15 protein-coding genes are annotated in these 16,777 nt (G+C 71.5%); 11 read left to right on the forward strand and 4 right to left on the reverse strand.

What is annotated here, in order from left to right:
* Positions 1 to 59: 59 nt before the first annotated feature.
* The 3 genes from IE262_RS19240 to IE262_RS19250 all read right to left on the reverse strand — a co-directional run bounded on the left by IE262_RS19240 (position 60) and on the right by IE262_RS19250 (position 2,713).
* Complete coding sequence (locus IE262_RS19240; RefSeq protein ID WP_166681483.1) at positions 60 to 197, reverse strand: MFS transporter small subunit; 138 nt, start codon at positions 195 to 197, stop codon at positions 60 to 62.
* Positions 163 to 1,500 carry an OFA family MFS transporter gene (locus IE262_RS19245; RefSeq protein WP_134027910.1) on the reverse strand — a complete coding sequence of 446 codons (1,338 nt, stop codon included), beginning with the start codon at positions 1,498 to 1,500 and terminating at the stop codon, positions 163 to 165. The genes IE262_RS19240 and IE262_RS19245 overlap by 35 nt, the downstream gene beginning before the upstream one ends.
* 214 nt (positions 1,501 to 1,714) lie before the next feature.
* Positions 1,715 to 2,713, reverse strand: coding sequence for a LacI family DNA-binding transcriptional regulator (locus IE262_RS19250; RefSeq protein ID WP_229877337.1), 999 nt, complete (start codon positions 2,711 to 2,713; stop codon positions 1,715 to 1,717).
* A gap of 353 nt (positions 2,714 to 3,066) precedes the next feature.
* On the opposite strand from IE262_RS19250, the gene IE262_RS19255 reads away from it, so the two are divergent.
* From IE262_RS19255 to fdhD, 11 genes are all read left to right on the forward strand, one after another.
* Positions 3,067 to 4,305 carry an asparaginase gene (locus IE262_RS19255; protein WP_229877338.1) on the forward strand — a complete coding sequence of 413 codons (1,239 nt, stop codon included), beginning with the start codon at positions 3,067 to 3,069 and terminating at the stop codon, positions 4,303 to 4,305.
* A 2-nt stretch (positions 4,306 to 4,307) separates the two neighbouring features.
* Positions 4,308 to 5,195, forward strand: a complete 888-nt coding sequence (locus IE262_RS19260) for a polysaccharide deacetylase family protein (RefSeq protein WP_134027914.1) — start codon at positions 4,308 to 4,310, stop codon at positions 5,193 to 5,195.
* Positions 5,196 to 5,473: 278 nt separating this feature from the next.
* Positions 5,474 to 6,817, forward strand: coding sequence for an MFS transporter (locus tag IE262_RS19265; RefSeq protein ID WP_189875122.1), 1,344 nt, complete (start codon positions 5,474 to 5,476; stop codon positions 6,815 to 6,817).
* Positions 6,810 to 7,583, forward strand: a complete 774-nt coding sequence (locus IE262_RS19270; RefSeq protein ID WP_134027918.1) for an SDR family NAD(P)-dependent oxidoreductase — start codon at positions 6,810 to 6,812, stop codon at positions 7,581 to 7,583. Before IE262_RS19265 ends, IE262_RS19270 begins: the two co-directional genes overlap by 8 nt.
* 112 nt (positions 7,584 to 7,695) lie before the next feature.
* Positions 7,696 to 8,466, forward strand: coding sequence for an SDR family NAD(P)-dependent oxidoreductase (locus IE262_RS19275; protein WP_229877339.1), 771 nt, complete (start codon positions 7,696 to 7,698; stop codon positions 8,464 to 8,466).
* Positions 8,466 to 9,242 (forward strand): hypothetical protein, encoded by a 777-nt coding sequence (locus IE262_RS19280; protein ID WP_134027920.1) that lies wholly within the window; start codon positions 8,466 to 8,468, stop codon positions 9,240 to 9,242. The genes IE262_RS19275 and IE262_RS19280 overlap by 1 nt, the downstream gene beginning before the upstream one ends.
* Positions 9,243 to 9,462: 220 nt before the next feature.
* Positions 9,463 to 10,434, forward strand: a complete 972-nt coding sequence (locus IE262_RS19285; protein WP_189875124.1) for a 2-dehydropantoate 2-reductase — start codon at positions 9,463 to 9,465, stop codon at positions 10,432 to 10,434.
* Positions 10,431 to 12,377 (forward strand): molybdopterin oxidoreductase family protein, encoded by a 1,947-nt coding sequence (locus IE262_RS19290; RefSeq protein WP_134027924.1) that lies wholly within the window; start codon positions 10,431 to 10,433, stop codon positions 12,375 to 12,377. Before IE262_RS19285 ends, IE262_RS19290 begins: the two co-directional genes overlap by 4 nt.
* Positions 12,378 to 12,385: 8 nt before the next feature.
* Entirely contained in the window at positions 12,386 to 14,350 is a 1,965-nt protein-coding gene (locus IE262_RS19295; protein WP_189875126.1) for an NAD(P)H-dependent oxidoreductase subunit E, read from the forward strand.
* Positions 14,347 to 15,207: a 2Fe-2S iron-sulfur cluster-binding protein gene (locus IE262_RS19300; protein WP_189875128.1), complete on the forward strand. Its 861-nt coding sequence runs from the start codon at positions 14,347 to 14,349 to the stop codon at positions 15,205 to 15,207. Before IE262_RS19295 ends, IE262_RS19300 begins: the two co-directional genes overlap by 4 nt.
* Before the next feature lie 26 nt (positions 15,208 to 15,233).
* Positions 15,234 to 16,115: a formate dehydrogenase accessory sulfurtransferase FdhD gene (gene fdhD, locus IE262_RS19305; protein ID WP_189875130.1), complete on the forward strand. Its 882-nt coding sequence runs from the start codon at positions 15,234 to 15,236 to the stop codon at positions 16,113 to 16,115.
* Positions 16,116 to 16,186: 71 nt separating this feature from the next.
* On the opposite strand, the gene IE262_RS19310 is transcribed toward fdhD, so the two are convergent.
* Positions 16,187 to 16,729, reverse strand: a complete 543-nt coding sequence (locus IE262_RS19310; RefSeq protein ID WP_189875132.1) for an isochorismatase family protein — start codon at positions 16,727 to 16,729, stop codon at positions 16,187 to 16,189.
* Positions 16,730 to 16,777 lie beyond the last annotated feature (48 nt).

Genomic DNA, 16,777 nt, shown 5'->3' on the forward strand with positions numbered 1-16,777 from the left:
CAATCGTCCAATCGTTCGCGGGCCAGCGGTGCCCGCCCCCTGTGACCGGCGACGGCGGCTCACCCCGTGAACAGCTGCGTCGCCTTCCGTACGAGTTCGTACAGTCCGTAGCCGAGCGGCAGCCCGACCCACAGCCAGGAGACGGCGATCAGGGCACGCCGGTCAGGCGGATTCGGGCTGCTGTCGCTGGACGGCATCGGCGGTGGCCTCCCTCGGTGCGGGGACGTGATGGCGGGCATGGACGGGGCGGACCAGCTCGTTGGCGACGAAACCGACGACGAGCAAGCCGATCATGATGAAGAAGGACAGGTCGTAGAGCGACGAGCCGTGTTTGCCCGCCGCCTCCTGCCGGTCGGCGATCCAGTTCACGATCAGCGGCCCGAGGACGCCGGCCGTGGACCAGGCGGTGAGCAGCCGGCCGTGGATCGCGCCGACCTGGTAGGTGCCGAACAGGTCCTTCAGATACGCCGGGACGGTGGCGAAGCCGCCGCCGTAGAACGACAGGATGACCAGCGCGCAGACGATGAACAGCGGCTTGGAGGAGTCCCCGAACAGGGCGATCAGCAGGTACATCAGCGCGCCCACGCCCAGGTAGACGCGGTAGATGTTCTTGCGTCCGATCAGGTCGGACGTGGACGACCAGCAGATACGGCCCGCCATGTTGGCCGCCGACAGCAGCGCGACGAATCCCGCGGCCGCGGTGACGGACACCGGTGTCGGGGAGTCGGCGAAGAAGTCAGTGATCATCGGGGCGGCCTTCTCCAGGATGCCGATGCCCGCGGTCACGTTCATGCAGAGCACGATCCACAGACACCAGAACTGCGGGGTGCGCAGCGCGCTGCGCGCCGAGACCTGCACCCCGTCGAGGACACCCGGCCCGGTGTCGACCGGCTTCTCGCTCCTCGGCACGCGCACCAGCAGCACACCGAGCGACATGAAGACCGCGTACGCCAGTCCGTGGACGAGGAAGGCGAGGGCGATCCCGGAGGAGTCGGCGCCGAAGGACTCCAGCATCTGGGTGGACCAGGGCGAGGCGATGAGGGCGCCGCCGCCGAAGCCCATGATGGCGATGCCGGTGGCCATGCCGGGCCGGTCGGGGAACCATTTGATCAGCGTCGAGACGGGCGAGATGTAGCCGATGCCGAGTCCGATACCACCGATGAAGCCGTAGCCGAACACGATCAGCCAGTACTGCTCGACGGCGGCACCGAGGGCCGAGATCAGGAAGCCGGAGGAGAAGCAGACGAGGGCCACGGTCATCGCCCAGCGCGGCCCGTTGCGCTCCACGAGCGTGCCGCCGAACGCGGCGGACAGGCCGAGCATGACGATGCCGAGCTGGAAGGGCAGCGCGCTCTGCGTTCCGCTGAGACCGAGCGCGGACTCCAGCGGCGGCTTGAACACGCTCCAGGCGTAGGCCTGTCCGATGGAGAGGTGGACCGAGAGGGCGGCCGGAGGGACGAGCCAGCGGCTCCAGCCGGGTGGTGCTACAGGGGGGCTCATGATCCCGAACGATAGGAACCGGCCAGGGTGTTGGGAAGCATGACGCGTCAACTTGTCGACCGTATGCGGTGAACGGTATGCCGGGCGCGACGAACGGTCGGTGGGGCGGGACGAGCGGTCACCAGGAGGGGGTGAACGGTCGCAAGGAGGGGGCGAACGATCGCGAAGTGGGGGCGAACGATCGATCACATCAGGCCCGTGGCGAACGGTCGCGTCAGGACCGTGGCGGCCGGTCGCTGGACGCCCGTACGACGAGGGTCGGGGCGAGGCGTTCCGAGGGGGCGGGCTCGCCGGCGAGGAGGCGGGTGAGCAGGTCCAGGCCGCGGCGGCCCATCTCGTGCATGGGCGAGCGGATGCTGGTGAGCGGGATGGGCAACTCGGCCGCGAGCGGGGTGTCGTTGAAGCCGACGACCGCGATGTCCTGACCGGGACTCAGACCCCGGTCGCGGAGCGCGCCCATGGCTCCGATCGCCGCGAAGTCGTTGACGGCGAAGAGTGCGGTCGGCTGTGGGCCGGAGGTGTCCAGGACCCGGTCGGCGGCTTCTCGGCCACCCCGGGCGTCGAAGGCGGAGTGCACGATCCGGTCGGGGGGAACGGTCACGCCGTCCTCGGCGCAGCGTTCCAGGAAGCCTCGCGTACGGTCGATGCCCGTGCTCGCGTAGGGCTCGCCGGCGATCACGGCGAAGTCGCGGTGCCCGAGGCCCAGAAGGTGCTCGGCCGCCTGCCGACCGCCCAGCGGGTCGTCGCAGGTCACCGAGGTGTGCCCGGCCACGTGCCGGCTGACCAGGACGAACGGCACACCGCGGGCGGCGGTCTCGGCCAGCAGGGCGCCGTCGGCACGGGCGTCGCCGAAGATCAGACCGTCGACCCGGCGGGCCAGCATCATCTCCGTCTGGGCCCGTTGTGTGTCCGGCTCGTCCTTGGTGTTGGTCACGAAGGTGGACAGCCCCTGGGCGCGCGCCGCCTCCTGGATCCCCTCGTAGACGGTCGCGAGCACCAGGTCCGACAGCCGGGGCACCAGGACGCCGACCAGATTGCTGCGCTGGGTCCGCAGGCTCGTGGCGTGCGGGTTGGGCTGGTAGCCGAGCTCGTCGGCGAGTTCCCTGATCCGGGCGATGGTGGCACTGGACGCGGCACGCCGGCCCTCCTCGGGCTTGGCGTGCAGGGCGCGTGACACCGTCGAGACATGAAGCCCCAGCCGGTCGGCCAACATGCGCAGGGTTACCTGTGGACGCTGCGGGTCCATCGCTGCCCGTGTCCCTCCCGTCCTGTGCGGTGCCGCCCTGTGCGGTGCCGTTCCGTGCGGTCCCGTTCCGTCCAGGCCCGTTCCGTCCGGTGCCGGTGGCCGCAAGGGCCTGACCTGCGGTGACGAGGCTCCGGTGGGTTCCTCCAGCCTGATCCCCCGGACGGCCCGCCGATGGCCGGTGCCCGGTGAGCGCGCCACCGGGTGCGGACGGCGTTTTCCGTGATCGTAACAGTGAGGTCATTGACCGGACGCACCCATGCGTGCAAGATACCCAAACGTTTGGCCCAATCGTTTGCTCTAGTTGGCCAGGAGGTCTCCTCGTGCGCAGGGTCGTCGTCCTCTCCACCGGCGGAACCATCGCCTCCCGCCCCGACAGCCGTGGTGCCGCGCGTGCCACGGACGGTGCGGAGGCGCTGCTCGCCGGGCTGCCCGGGCTGCCCGGCCCGGCGGATGTCGCCGTGGAGGGTCGGGACGTCGCGCGGGTCGGCAGTTATCTGCTCACGCCCGGCGGCATGGCCGGCATCGTCCGCGAAGTGCACCGGGCACTGGACGATCCCGACGTGGCGGGGGTGGTCGTCACCCACGGCACCGACACCCTGGAGGAGACCGCGTTCCTCGCCGACCTGGTGCACCGGGACCCGCGTTCGGTGGTGTTCACCGGCGCCCAGCGGCACGCCGCGAACCGGGACACCGACGGTCCGCGCAACCTCGCCGACGCGGTCGCGGTCGCCGCGTCACCGCAGATGGCGGGCTGCGGAGTGCTGATCGTCTTCGACGGGCGGATCTTCGCCGCCCGCGGCGCGCGCAAGTCCCACACGCTCGCGCCGGCGGCGTTCTCCGCCCCGGACTCCGGCCCGCTCGGCCGGGTGACGCAGGGGGTGCCCCGGCTCTCCGCCCGGCCGGTGCGGCCGCCCGCGCTCGGCCCCTCGGCGCTGGACCTGGAGGCCGCCCGCGTGGACATCGTGGCCTGCTACCCGGGCTCGGACGCCATCGCCATGGACGCGTTCGCCGCCGCGGGCGCGCGCGGCCTGGTGCTGGAGGCGACCGGCGCGGGCAACGCCAACCACGACGTGTACGCCGCGATCGCCCGGCTGACCCGCGCCGGGATCGTGGTGGCACTCTCCAGTCGGGTGCACGCAGGTCCCGTAGCCGCGCTGTACGGCAACGGCGGCGGCGCCGACCTGGTGCGCGCGGGGGCCGTGCCCACCGGCACACTCCGCGCCTCCCAGGCACGCATCCTGCTCGCCGCGCTCCTCGCCACGGACACCGATCCGATACGCGCCGCGAGCGAACTGAGCAGGCACGCCGACTTCCCCGACGCCGGCTTCCGCCAGGGCGACGTCCCCCTCACCGACTCTCCCCGCCCCTCCGACTCTCCCGGCTCCGCCTCCCCCCGCGCTGAATCCCCCCGCACTGAATCCCTCCGCTCCGACTCCCCCCACTCCGAATCCCCCCGCACCGATCCGTGCGGCCCGGACGCCGCCGCCCCGCGGTCCCCCGGTGCCGGCTTCCCCGGACGGGCCACCGTGCCCGTCCGCTCCACCGAGAGGAATGAGTGATCATGAGCAAGGCAAGCAAGGACATCCGTGTCGCCTTCGGCGTGGACGTGGACGCCGTGGCCGGCTGGCTCGGCTCCTACGGCGGCGAGGACTCGCCCTGTGACATCTCCCGTGGCCTGTTCGCGGGCGAGGTCGGCATGCCGCGAATCCTCCGCCTGTTCGAACGCCGTGGCCTGCGCACCACCTGGTTCATCCCCGGGCACTCCATCGAGACGTTCCCGGACCAGACCCGGATGGTGGTCGACGCCGGACACGAGATCGGCATCCACGGCTACTCGCACGAGAACCCCATCGCCATGACCCGCGCCCAGGAGAGCGCGGTGCTGGACCGCGGTATCGACCTGGTCGAGCAGGTCTCGGGCCGCCGCCCCACCGGCTATGTCGCCCCCTGGTGGGAGTTCTCCCCCGTCACCAACGAACTCCTGCTGGAACGCGGCATCAAGTACGACCACTCGCTGATGCACAACGACTTCAGCCCCTACTACGTGCGCGTCGGCGACCGCTGGACCAAGATCGACTACTCGCTGCCCGCCGAGCAGTGGATGAAGCCGCTGGTGCGGGGCGAGGAGACCGGCCTGGTGGAGATCCCGGCCAACTGGTACCTGGACGACCTGCCGCCCATGATGTTCGTCAAGGCCAGCGCCAACAGCCACGGCTTCGTGAACCCGCGCGACCTCGAACAGATGTGGCGCGACCAGTTCGACTGGGTCTACCGCGAGATGGACTACGGGGTCTTCACGATGACGATCCACCCCGATGTCTCCGGGCGCCCGCAGAACCTGCTGATGCTGGAACGTCTCATCGACCACATCGGCGGCCACGAGGGCGTGACCTGGTCCACCTTCGACGAGATCGCCGACGACTTCATCGCCCGCACCCCGCGCGGCTGACGGCCACCGCCGCTCCGTCCCGCCTCTTCCCGGCCGGCTGCCGCCGTCGTCATCACAGGTGCCGTTGCCGTCGTCGCCATTGCCGTTGCTGTCGGCCCGCTGTCCGTGTGCACGGCGCGACGTGCCCCCGTACGCCGTTCGCGCGGCCCGGACGCCCCACTGCCCCTCTCTCCCCTTCCCCGGCACGCACCCGTTCCGGACCCCGGCGGGTCCGCGTGCCCGCTCCCGCTCCCGTTCTCGCCCAGACCCGAACCGCTCCCGTAGAAGGGTGCTTTCCGATGTCCGCTGCAACCCCCGGCACGGCGGCCGGCACTGTCACCGGCCCCGCCCGCTCCTTCCCCAGAGTCGGTGTCCGCGCCACCCGCAAGGCCACCGTGATCGCCTTCCTGGCCTGGCTCTTCGCCGTCTACGACTACATCCTCTTCGGCACGCTGCTGCCGGAGATGTCCACCCACTTCGGCTGGGACTCGGCCACAGCCTCGTTCGTGTCCACCCTCATATCCGTCGGTACGGCGATCGTCGCGCTCGGCGTGGGTCCCCTCGTCGACCGCATCGGGCGCCGCAAGGGCATGATCCTCACCGTCGCCGGCACCGCCCTCGCCTCCGCGGCGACCGCCGTCACCCCCGGCGCCGGATACCTGGTCGGGGTCCGTGCGCTCGGCGGCCTCGGACTGTCCGAACAGGCCGTCAACGCCACCTACCTCAACGAGATCTACGCCGTCACCGAGGACGAGAAGATCAAGAAGCGCCGCGGGTTCGTCTACAGCCTGGTGCAGGGCGGCTGGCCACTTGGCGTGCTCCTCGCCGCCGCCTTCGTCGCCGTCTTCCTTCCGCTGGTCGGCTGGCGCGGCTGTTTCCTCCTCGCCGTCTTCCCCGCCGCGGTCATCGCCCTGACCCGGCGCGGCCTCAAGGAATCCCCGCAGTTCGAACTGGAACTGAGGCTGCGCACGCTGCGCAAGGAGGGCCGCACCGACGAGGCAGCCGTCCTCGCCCGCTCCTACGGCGTCGAGGAGCAGCCCAAGGCCCCGCTCGCCGCGATCTTCCGCGGCACCGCGCTGCGCAACACCCTGGTCCTCGGACTCGCGTGGATCGTCAACTGGTTCGGCATCCAGGTCTTCAGTGTCCTCGGCACCACGGTTCTCACGGAGGGCAAGCACGTCAGCTTCACCGGGTCCCTGGTGATGCTGATCGTGATCAACGCCGTGGGATACCTCGGCTATGTCTTCCACGGCTGGATCGGCGACCGCGTCGGCCGGCGCAACGTCATCGGCTTCGGCTGGATCGCCTCCGGGATCTTCTTCACTCTGACCCTCACCGTCGCCCACGGCACCTTCGCGGTCGTCGCCCTCTACTCCCTCGGCATGTTCTTCCTGGTCGGCCCGTACGCGGCGCTGCTCTTCTACATGGGCGAGTGCTACGACACCGGCTGCCGGGCCACGGGCACCGCCTTCCTCAACGCCCTCTCGCAGCCCGGTGCCATCGTCGCCGGACTCATCGTGACCGCGCTGCTCGCCTCCGGGACCGGTTGGAACACCGCGGCGCTCCTGGTCGGCGCGATCGGCACCTCCCTGTCCGGGCTCGTCATGTTCGCCGCACGCAAGGTGGAGACCCTCCATGGCTGACCACGACCAGCGCCCCGTCGCCGTCATCACCGGTGCCGCCAGCGGCATCGGCGCCTCCCTGGCCGTGACCTACGCCCGCCACGGCATCCGTACGGTCGTCGGCAGCTACCCCGGAGACCCGCACGACCCGCGGGAGACCGTGCGGGCCGTGGAGGCCGCGGGCGGCACCTGTGTCGTCCACGAACTCGACGTGCGGTCCTCGGCCCAGACCGACGCCTTCGCACAGCGGGCCCTGGACGAGTGGGGGCGGCTGGACATCGCGGTCGCGGGCGCCGGGATCCTGCGCCGGGCCGCGCTCGCCGACCTCGACGACACCGCCTGGGACGACCTGCTCCAGGTCGACCTCACCGGCGTCCTGCGCACGTTCCGCTCGGCGGCCGGGGCCATGACCGGGCCGGGCGCCCTGGTCGCCGTGTCCTCCATCGCGGGCGGGGTGTACGGCTGGGGAGAACACGCCCACTACGGAGCCGCGAAGGCGGGGGTGTTCGGGCTGGTGCGCAGCCTCGCCGTCGAACTCGCGCCGCGCGGCATCCGCGTCAACACCGTGGTCCCGGGCTACGTGGTGACCCCACAGTCCCTCGACCCGGTCAACTCCCTGGGCCCGGACGGGCTGGAGCGCGCGGGCCGGGACATCCCGCTCGGCCGCGCCGGGCGCCCCGAGGAGATCGCCGAGGTGATCCGCTTCCTCACCTCGCCCGAGGCCTCGTACCTCACCGGCCAGGAGATCGTCGTCGACGGCGGACTCACCGTGCGCATGCCGGCCTGAGTGATTCGGGAGCCGGGACGACCGGGAACCGGGGCGATCCGGGAACCGGGCGTCCGGGGCACCGCGACCGACCGGGAATCCGACCGTGAAAAGCACGAGAACCGTGAGAACCATGAGAACCGCGAGAGGGGCAGAGAAGGCCATGCAGGTACTGAAGGACCGCACCGCGCTGGTGGTCGGGGCGGCGGGCGGCATCGGCGCCGCCATCGCGACGGCGTTCGTCGCGGAAGGAGCCCGAGTGGTGCTCGCCGACCACGACGGCGACCGCGCCGCTGCCACGGCCCGCTCCGCCGGGGCGGTCGGCTCCGTCCGCGTGGACATCACCGAGGAGGCGTCCGTCGCCGCCGCCGTGGCCGATGCCGAGGCCCGGCTCGGCGGCGGGATCGACATCCTGGTCAACTCCGCGGGCATCCTCACCGAGGCGCCCGTCGCCGAGATGTCCCTCGCGACCTGGGCGCAGACTCTCGCGGTGGACCTCACCGGAGTGTTCCTGTGCTGCCGCGCCGTGCTGCCCGGCATGACCGCACGCGGCTCCGGCCGCATCATCAACGTCGCGTCGCAGCTCGGCATCAAGGGCGGAACCGGGCTCGCCCACTACGCCGCGGCCAAGGCCGGGGTGATCGGCTTCACCAAGTCCCTCGCGCTGGAAGCGGCTCCGCACGGCATCCTCGTCAACGCCATCGCTCCGGGGCCGGTCGAGACGCCGATGGTGGACGGCATCACCGAGGAGTGGAAGGACGCCAAACGCGCGGAGCTGCCGCTCGGGCGCTTCGGCCGGCCCGAGGAGATCGCCCCCACGGCTGTCCTCCTCGCCTCCGATCCGGGCGGCAACCTCTACACCGGCCAGACCCTCGGCCCCAACTCCGGGGACGTGATGCCCTGATGTGCGGGGCGTGCGGCACACAGGCCCTCGGCGACTGGGCCCGGCCGCTCACCGCCGAGGTCACCGCACGCTCCGCCGTGGCGACGGCCGTGACCCGGATCGCGGGCCGCCGGGCGGGGCGCATCGCGGTGCGCCCCGGCGGCTGGTCGGTGCTCGGTGTCACCGGGGCACTCGCCGTCTGTGACACGCTCACCGAACTCGTCGCCCGGGTACGGGCCGACACCGGGCGGCCGGCCGGCAGCGAGGCGGCGACCGGCCCCGACGCCGCCTCCGGCCGGCTCACCCTGCCCGGCCCCGACCACCGCCGGGGTGTCGTGGTCGCCCTGACCCCGGACCGTACGACCGGCACGGAGGGCCCGGCCGGTACCCCTCTGCGAACGGGACCAACGGAAGCGCGGACGGCGGACACCTCGACGCCGGGAGCCGCGGACACCTGGACCGTGAGAACCGAGGCCGAGGCCAGAGCGGCCCTGAAGGCACTGGCCGACGGCCCGCACGCCACGCGCCACTACCTCGCCGGGCTCACCGGCGTGACGGCCCCGTGGGGCGCCCCGGCCATGCCGCTGTGCTCCCACGGCGCCCCGGACTCGGCCGCCGATCTCGTCGTATGGGTGGAATTGGCGCGTCAGGAGGGCCGGTTCGACGACGCGGCGATAACGGTGCGGGTGCCCCTCACCGCCGACGCCGAGCTGGACGTCGAGGTGCGCGCGGGATGGGTGGTCCGCGCCGTGCCATGCCGTGCCCTACCGCACCGTGCCGTGACATCGCGGCGGTGACCGGTCGTCGGTGATGCCCAGCGCCGCGTCGATCCGCTCGCGGCGGGTGGCGGACCAGTCGACGGCTCGGAGCTGACCCGCCGGTTTCCCTCACCGGCCGCAGCGGACCGTCGAGTTGCTGCGCGAAGCCTTGCTGGGCCTGCTTCCATACTGTAGACAATATTTCGTCGACACAGTTCGGCAGTTCCTCGGTACCCTCGACCGAACGGAGCTCCCTCGTATGAAAGTCGCAGTTCTCGGCGCCGGAGCCATCGGCGCCTACGTCGGCGCGGCCCTGCATCGTGCGGGCGCCGACGTGCACCTCATCGCCCGTGGACCGCATCTGGCGGCCATGAGGCAGCACGGAGTGCGCGTGCTCAGCCCGCGCGGCGACTTCACCGCGCGCGCCCACGCCACCGACGACCCGGCCGAGATCGGCCCGGTCGACTTCGTCTTCCTGGGCCTGAAGGCCAACTCGTACGCGGCGTGCGGGCCGCTGATCGAGCCGCTGCTCCATGACACGACGGCGGTGGTGGCCGCCCAGAACGGCATTCCCTGGTGGTACTTCCACCGGCACGGCGGCCCCCACGACGGGCACCGTGTCGAGAGCGTGGACCCGGACGGCGCGGTCAGTGCGGTGCTCGCGCCCGAACGGGCCGTCGGGTGTGTCGTCTACGCGGCGACGGAACTCGCCGGACCAGGAGTCGTCCGCCACCTCGAAGGCACCCGGTTCTCCATCGGCGAGCCCGACCGTACGATCTCGGCGCGCTGCCGGATGTTCAGCGAGGCCATGACGGCGGGCGGGCTGAAGTGCCCGGTGGAGCCCGACCTGCGCAACGACATCTGGCTCAAGCTGCTCGGCAACATCTCGTTCAACCCGATCAGCGCGCTGGCCCGCGCCACCATGCGGCAGATGTGCCTGCACGGCGGCACCCGCAAGGTCATCGAGATCATGATGGCCGAGACGCTCGCCGTCGCCGAGACGCTGGGCTGCGAGGTGGGCATCTCCATCGAGCGCCGTCTCGCGGGCGCCGAGCGCGTCGGCGACCACCGCACCTCCACGCTCCAGGACCTGGAGCGCGGCAAACCGCTCGAACTCGACGTACTCCTCGCGGCCGTCGTCGAGTTGGCGGAGATCACCGGCGTGGAGGTGCCCACCCTGCGCACCGTCCACGCCATCTCGGACCTGCTCGCGCTGAGGAGCGCCGCATGAAGGCTGAAGAACGCCGTACCAGGAAACGCGACCGAGCCCCGAAGACCTACACCCGCCTGACCCATCCCCTGGTCCGGGACTCGCGCGACGAGCCCTTCCGCCGGGCGAGTTGGGACGAGGCCCTGGACCGGGCCGCCCGCGGACTGGACGCGGCGCGCGGCGCGTTCGGCATGTTCTCCTGCGCCCGCGCGACCAACGAGATGAACTACGTGGCGCAGAAGTTCGCCCGCGTGGTCATGGGCACCAACAACGTGGACTCCTGCAACCGCACCTGCCACGCCCCCAGCGTCGCGGGCCTGTCGGCCGCCTTCGGCTCCGGTGGCGGGACGTCGTCGTACGAGGAGGTCGAGCACACCGACCTGATCGTGATGTGGGGCTCCAACGCCCGTTTCGCCCACCCGATCTTCTTCCAGCACGTGCTGAAGGGGATCAGGAACGGCGCCCGGATGTACGCGGTCGACCCACGCCGCACGTCCACCGCCGAGTGGGCGGAGAGCTGGCTCGGGCTGAACGTGGGCACGGACATTCCGATGGCCCACGCGATCGGCCGGGAGATCATCCACGCGGGCCTGGCGAACACCGCGTTCATCGAGCGCGCGACGACGGGCTTCGAGGAGTACAGGGAACTGGTCGAGCCGTGGACGCTGTCGCTCGCCGAGAAGGTGACGGGCGTGCCGGCCGCCGCGATCCGGGACCTGGCGCACGCGTACGCCCGCGCCGAGCGTGCCCAGTTGTGCTGGACGCTCGGCATCACCGAGCACCACAACGGCACGGACAACGTACGGGCCCTGATCAACCTGTCCCTGCTGACCGGGCACGTGGGCCGCTACGGGGCGGGCCTGCAACCCCTGCGCGGGCAGAACAACGTGCAGGGCGGCGGCGACATGGGCGCCATCCCGAACCGACTGCCCGGCTTCCAGGACCTCCTCGACCCGGGCACCCGGCTGAAGTTCGAGTCGGCGTGGGACACCGTCATCCAGCCGCGCTACGGGCTGAACCTGACGGAGATGTTCGAGGCCATGGAGGAGGGCACGCTCAAGGCCGTCTACTGCATCGGGGAGAACCCGGCGCAGTCGGAGGCGGACAGCGGGCAGGCCGTACGGCGCATGCGGCAGCTGGACTTCCTCGTCGTGCAGGACATCTTCCTGACGAAGACGGCCGAGTTGGCGGACGTCGTCCTCCCCGCGACCGCCGGCTGGGCGGAGACCGAAGGCACCACCACCAACAGCGAGCGACGGGTTCAACGCGTACGCCGCGCGGTCACCCCGCCCGGTGAGGCCCGTGAGGACATCGACATCATCTGTGACCTCGCCTCGCGCCTCGGCCACGACTGGAAGTACGCCGACTCCGAGGCCGTCTGGAACGAACTGCGGTCGGTGTCACCGGACCACTACGGGATGACGTACGACCGTCTGGAGGAGCACCAGGGCATCCAGTGGCCGTGCCCGGACACGGACAAGCTGGAACCGACCTATCTGCACGGCCGGTTGTGGGACCCGGATCCCGGGCGGCGGGGCCGGCCCGCCCCCTTCGGTCTCGTCCCGCACGATCCGCCGGTGGACCTGACGGACGAGGAGTTCCCCATCCGGCTGACCACGGGCCGGCGGCTCGACTCGTACAACACGGGCGTACAGAGCGGCGGTTTCGCCTCGCCGCTGCGGCGCGGCGAGTTCGTGGAGCTGTGCCCGGAGGACGCGGAGCGGTACGGGGTGGTGGTCGGCGAGAAGGTCCGGGTGTCCTCGCGGCGCGGCTCGGTGGTGGCGCCGGTGTGGATCGACACGGCGCTCCGGCCCGGACTGGCCTTCATGACCATGCACTTTCCCGACGAGGTGGACACCAACCAGCTGACGATCGAGGCCAACTGCCCGATCGCGGGCACGGCGGAGTTCAAGGCGTCGGCGATCCGGATCGAGAAGCTGCCCGTCACGGCCGTGAGGAGCTGAGACAGGACATGGATCTGCACTTCGGTGACAGCAAGCCGACGGACGACGAACGGGCGGCGGTCGACGCGCTGCTCGGCCCGCCGGAGTCGTCCTGGGAAGGCGCCGACCGCTCCGATGCGGATCTGCGGTGGGCGCGGGGCGGGCGCGAGGCGCGGGACCGCCGCGACCTGCTGTTGCCGGGGCTGCACGCGATCAACGACCGGGTGGGCTGGATCAGCGAGGGCGCGCTGGACTACCTGTGCCGACGTCTGACGGTGCCACCGGCGGAGGCGTACGGGGTGGCGACGTTTTACTCGATGTTCTCGGTACGCCCGCGGCCCGCGACCGTGCTGCACGTGTGCACGGACCTCGCGTGTGCGGCGGCGGGGGCGGCGGAGCTGTGCGCGGGGGTGGAGTCGCGGCTGGGGCCCGGGAGCGGGGTTTCGGTGGAGCGGAGCCCGTGCCTGGGGTTGTGCGAGCGGGCGCCCGCGGCGCTGGTGGTGCGGGCGGGGGTTCCGAGCAGTTCAGCCCGTCCGGCGCTTGAGGACGAGGCCGTTCAGGCCGACAGCGGGGGTTGGGGGGCGGCAGCCCCCAAGGTCGGGAACGGGAAGGGGCGGCGGGGGCGACTGGATCCATCAGCGGCTCCGCCGCGGGCCTCCCGGGCCACAGCCGTCGTCGCACCCGCCGCCCCCGACGCCACCGTCCTCGCCGCGACCGCCCCCGAAACGGCCCCCGCCGAAGCGCCGGCGGCCATGGCCGTCCCCCAAGCGGGACAGGACAACCTGGTCCTCCTGCGCCGCATCGGTGTCGTCGACCCGCTCAGCCTCGACGACTACCGGGCCCACGGCGGCTACACGGCCCTGCGCCGGGCCTTCGCGCTCGGCCCCGCCGGGGTCATCCGCGAGGTGACCGACTCCGGTCTGGTCGGGCGGGGCGGCGCCGCGTTCCCCACGGGCCGCAAGTGGCAGGCCACGGCGTCCCAGCCGGACCACCCGCACTACCTGGTGTGCAACGCGGACGAATCCGAGCCGGGCACCTTCAAGGACCGCGTGGTCATGGAGGGCGACCCGTACGCGCTCGTCGAGGCGATGACGATCGCGGGGTACGCCACCGGGGCGCACAAGGGCTACCTCTATCTGCGGGGCGAGTACCCGCGCGCCCTCGACCGGCTGACCCACGCCATCGAGCAGGCACGGGCACGCGGGCTGCTCGGCGACGACGTCCTCGGCCAGGGGTACGCCTTCGACATCGAGATCCGGCGCGGGGCGGGCGCGTACATCTGCGGTGAGGAGACCGCGCTGTTCAACTCCATCGAGGGCTACCGGGGCGAGCCTCGCTCGAAGCCTCCGTTCCCCGTGGAGAAGGGACTCTTCGGCAAACCCACCGCCGAGAACAACGTCGAGACCCTCGTCAACGTCCTGCCCATCCTGACGATGGGGGCCCAGGCGTACGCGGCCATCGGCACGGGCAGGTCCACCGGCCCCAAGCTGTTCTGTGTGTCCGGCAGCGTCGACCGTCCCGGCATCTACGAGCTGCCCTTCGGCGCCACGCTGGGCGAGCTGCTGGAACTCGCCGGGGTACGGGAGCGGCTGCGGGCGGTGCTCCTGGGCGGAGCGGCCGGCGGCTTCGTACGGCCCGACGAGCTGGACATCCCGCTCACGTTCGAGGGCACGCGGGAGGCGGGCACCACGCTCGGCTCGGGTGTCGTGATGGCCTTCGACGACACCGTTCCGCTGCCCCGCCTGCTGCTCCGCATCGCCGAGTTCTTCCGCGACGAGTCGTGCGGCCAGTGCGTGCCGTGCCGCGTGGGGACCGTGCGCCAGGAGGAGGCGCTGCACCGGATCGCCGAGCGCACGGGAGCGGCCGCGGCCGACGACATCGCCCTGCTGCGCGAGGTGGGCCGCGCCATGCGGGACGCCTCGATCTGCGGTCTCGGGCAGACCGCGTGGAACGCCGTGGAATCCGCCATCGACCGTCTGGGGGCCTACGAATGACCGTGATACCGCTCGGAGTGCCGCGTCGCCTCCTGGAGTTCACCATCGACGGGGAGCCGGTGCGCGCCCCCGAGGGCTCGACGATCCTCGACGCCTGCCGTGCCGCGGGCAAGGACGTCCCGACCCTGTGCCAGGGCGACACCCTCACCCCCAAGAACGCCTGCCGTGTCTGTGTGGTCGAGGTCGAGGGATCCAGGACCCTCGTCCCGGCCTGTTCCCGCAAGGCCGAGCCCGGCATGGAGGTCCGTACCGACACCGAGCGCGCCCGGCACAGCCGCAAGATCGTGCTCGAACTGCTCGCGTCCTCCGTCGACCTGTCGACGACTCCGCAGGTCGCCGAGTGGATCAAGGAGTACGAGGCGAAGCCGGACCGTTTCGGCCCGGACGCGGCCCGCCTCAACGAGGAACCGAAGATCGACAACGACCTCTATGTGCGCGACTACGACAAGTGCATCCTCTGCTACAAGTGCGTGGACGCGTGCGGCGACCAGTGGCAGAACACGTTCGCGATCTCCGTCGCCGGACGCGGCTTCGACGCCCGGATCGCCGTCGAGCACGACGCGCCGCTCACCGACTCGGCCTGCGTGTACTGCGGGAACTGCATCGAGGTGTGCCCGACGGGCGCGCTCTCCTTCAAGTCGGAGTTCGACATGCGCGCGGCGGGTACCTGGGACGAGTCCGCGCAGACGGAGACGACGACGGTGTGCGCGTACTGCGGAGTGGGCTGCAACCTCACGCTCCACGTGCAGGACAATGAGATCGTGAAGGTCACCTCGCCGCACGACAACCCGGTGACCCACGGCAACCTGTGCATCAAGGGCCGCTTCGGCTATCAGCACGTACAGAACCTGGACTGATCGGGACCGATGGGGACTGAGGGGACATGGGACGAGTCACGGAACGACGCAAGGTGATCCGCATCCGGGACGGCGCGGTCTCCGCCCGCCCGGACACGCTCGTCGCCGAGGAACCCCTGGAGATCCGGCTCAACGGCAAGCCCCTCGCGATCACCATGCGCACCCCGGGTGACGACTTCGCGCTGGCGGCGGGCTTCCTGGTGAGCGAAGGTGTGCTGGCGCACCAGCAGGACCTCCAGAACATCGTGTACTGCGCGGGCGCCACGGTGGACGGTTCGAACACGTACAACATCGTGGACGTGAAGACGGCGCCGGGCGTCGTCATCCCGGACATCACGCTCGAACGCAACGTGTACACGACATCGTCCTGCGGGCTGTGCGGAAAGGCGAGCCTGGACGCGGTCCGTACGACGGCCCGCTGGCCGATCGACGACACGCACGGCGCGCACGGCGCGCACGGCGGTGAGGCTCCCCCGGTCCGTATCGATCCCGCACTGCTCGCGCGGCTCCCCGACCGGCTGCGCGCGGCCCAGCGGGTCTTCGACCGGACCGGGGGCCTGCACGCGGCCGCCCTGTTCCGTGAGGACGGCGAGCTCCTCGACATACGGGAGGACGTGGGCCGTCACAACGCGGTGGACAAGCTGGTGGGGCGTGCGCTGCAGAACGGCGCGCTGCCGCTGTCCCGCACGATCCTGCTGGTGTCGGGCCGCGCCTCCTTCGAGCTGGCGCAGAAGGCGGTGATGGCGGGCATCCCCGTGCTGGCGGCGGTGTCGGCCCCGTCGTCGCTGGCGGTCGACCTGGCCCTGGAGTCGGGCCTGACGCTCGTCGGCTTCCTGCGGGGCGCCTCCATGAACGTGTACGCGGGCGAGGACCGTATCGCCCTGCGGGCCGCGGCCGCCCAGGGTTGACCGGCTCCCCGCGACACGGCGGCGGGGCCCCGGTCGGCGGGGAGCGCCCCCTGCGCCGCAGGGGCCCCGCCTCACCCCTTGGCGAAGCGCACGTCGCCCGTCGTGACGACCGTGCCGAGCCGCGGGAAGTCCAGCCGCACCGACGCGTCGTGCTCGGCGGCCGTGAACGCGGCCATCGCGTCTTCCACGAAGACGAGCTCGTAGCCGAGGTCGCCGGCGGCGCGGGCGGTGGACTCCACGCCGAGGTTGGTGGCGATCCCTCCGAAGACGAGCGTGGTGATGCCGCGTTCGCGCAGCCGCTCGTCGAGGCCGGTGCCCTGGAAGCCGCCGATGGTCCGCTTCACGATCTCCAGATCCCCGTCCCGGGCGAGACCGGCGACCAGACCGCTGCCGGGCGGCTGTTCGACGGTGCTGGAGCGTTCGACGCGGATGAGTACGACGGGGGCGCCGGCGGAGCGGAAGGAGCTCGCCAGCTCTTCCGCGGCGGCGAGGACGTCCGTTCCCTTGCGGGGCTCCAGGGGCAGCCCGACGATGCGGTCCATCAGGTCTACGAGCACGAGGGCGGTGCGTGACGGGTCCAGGGCGGGGTGGGATTCGGGGTCCGGTGCGGTCATGACGGAACGTTAGCCCGCGAGAGCCGTCCGTACCGGAAATCCATGTCA

It is taken from the genome of Streptomyces bluensis (assembly GCF_014650715.1).
Taxonomy (GTDB): domain Bacteria; phylum Actinomycetota; class Actinomycetes; order Streptomycetales; family Streptomycetaceae; genus Streptomyces; species Streptomyces bluensis.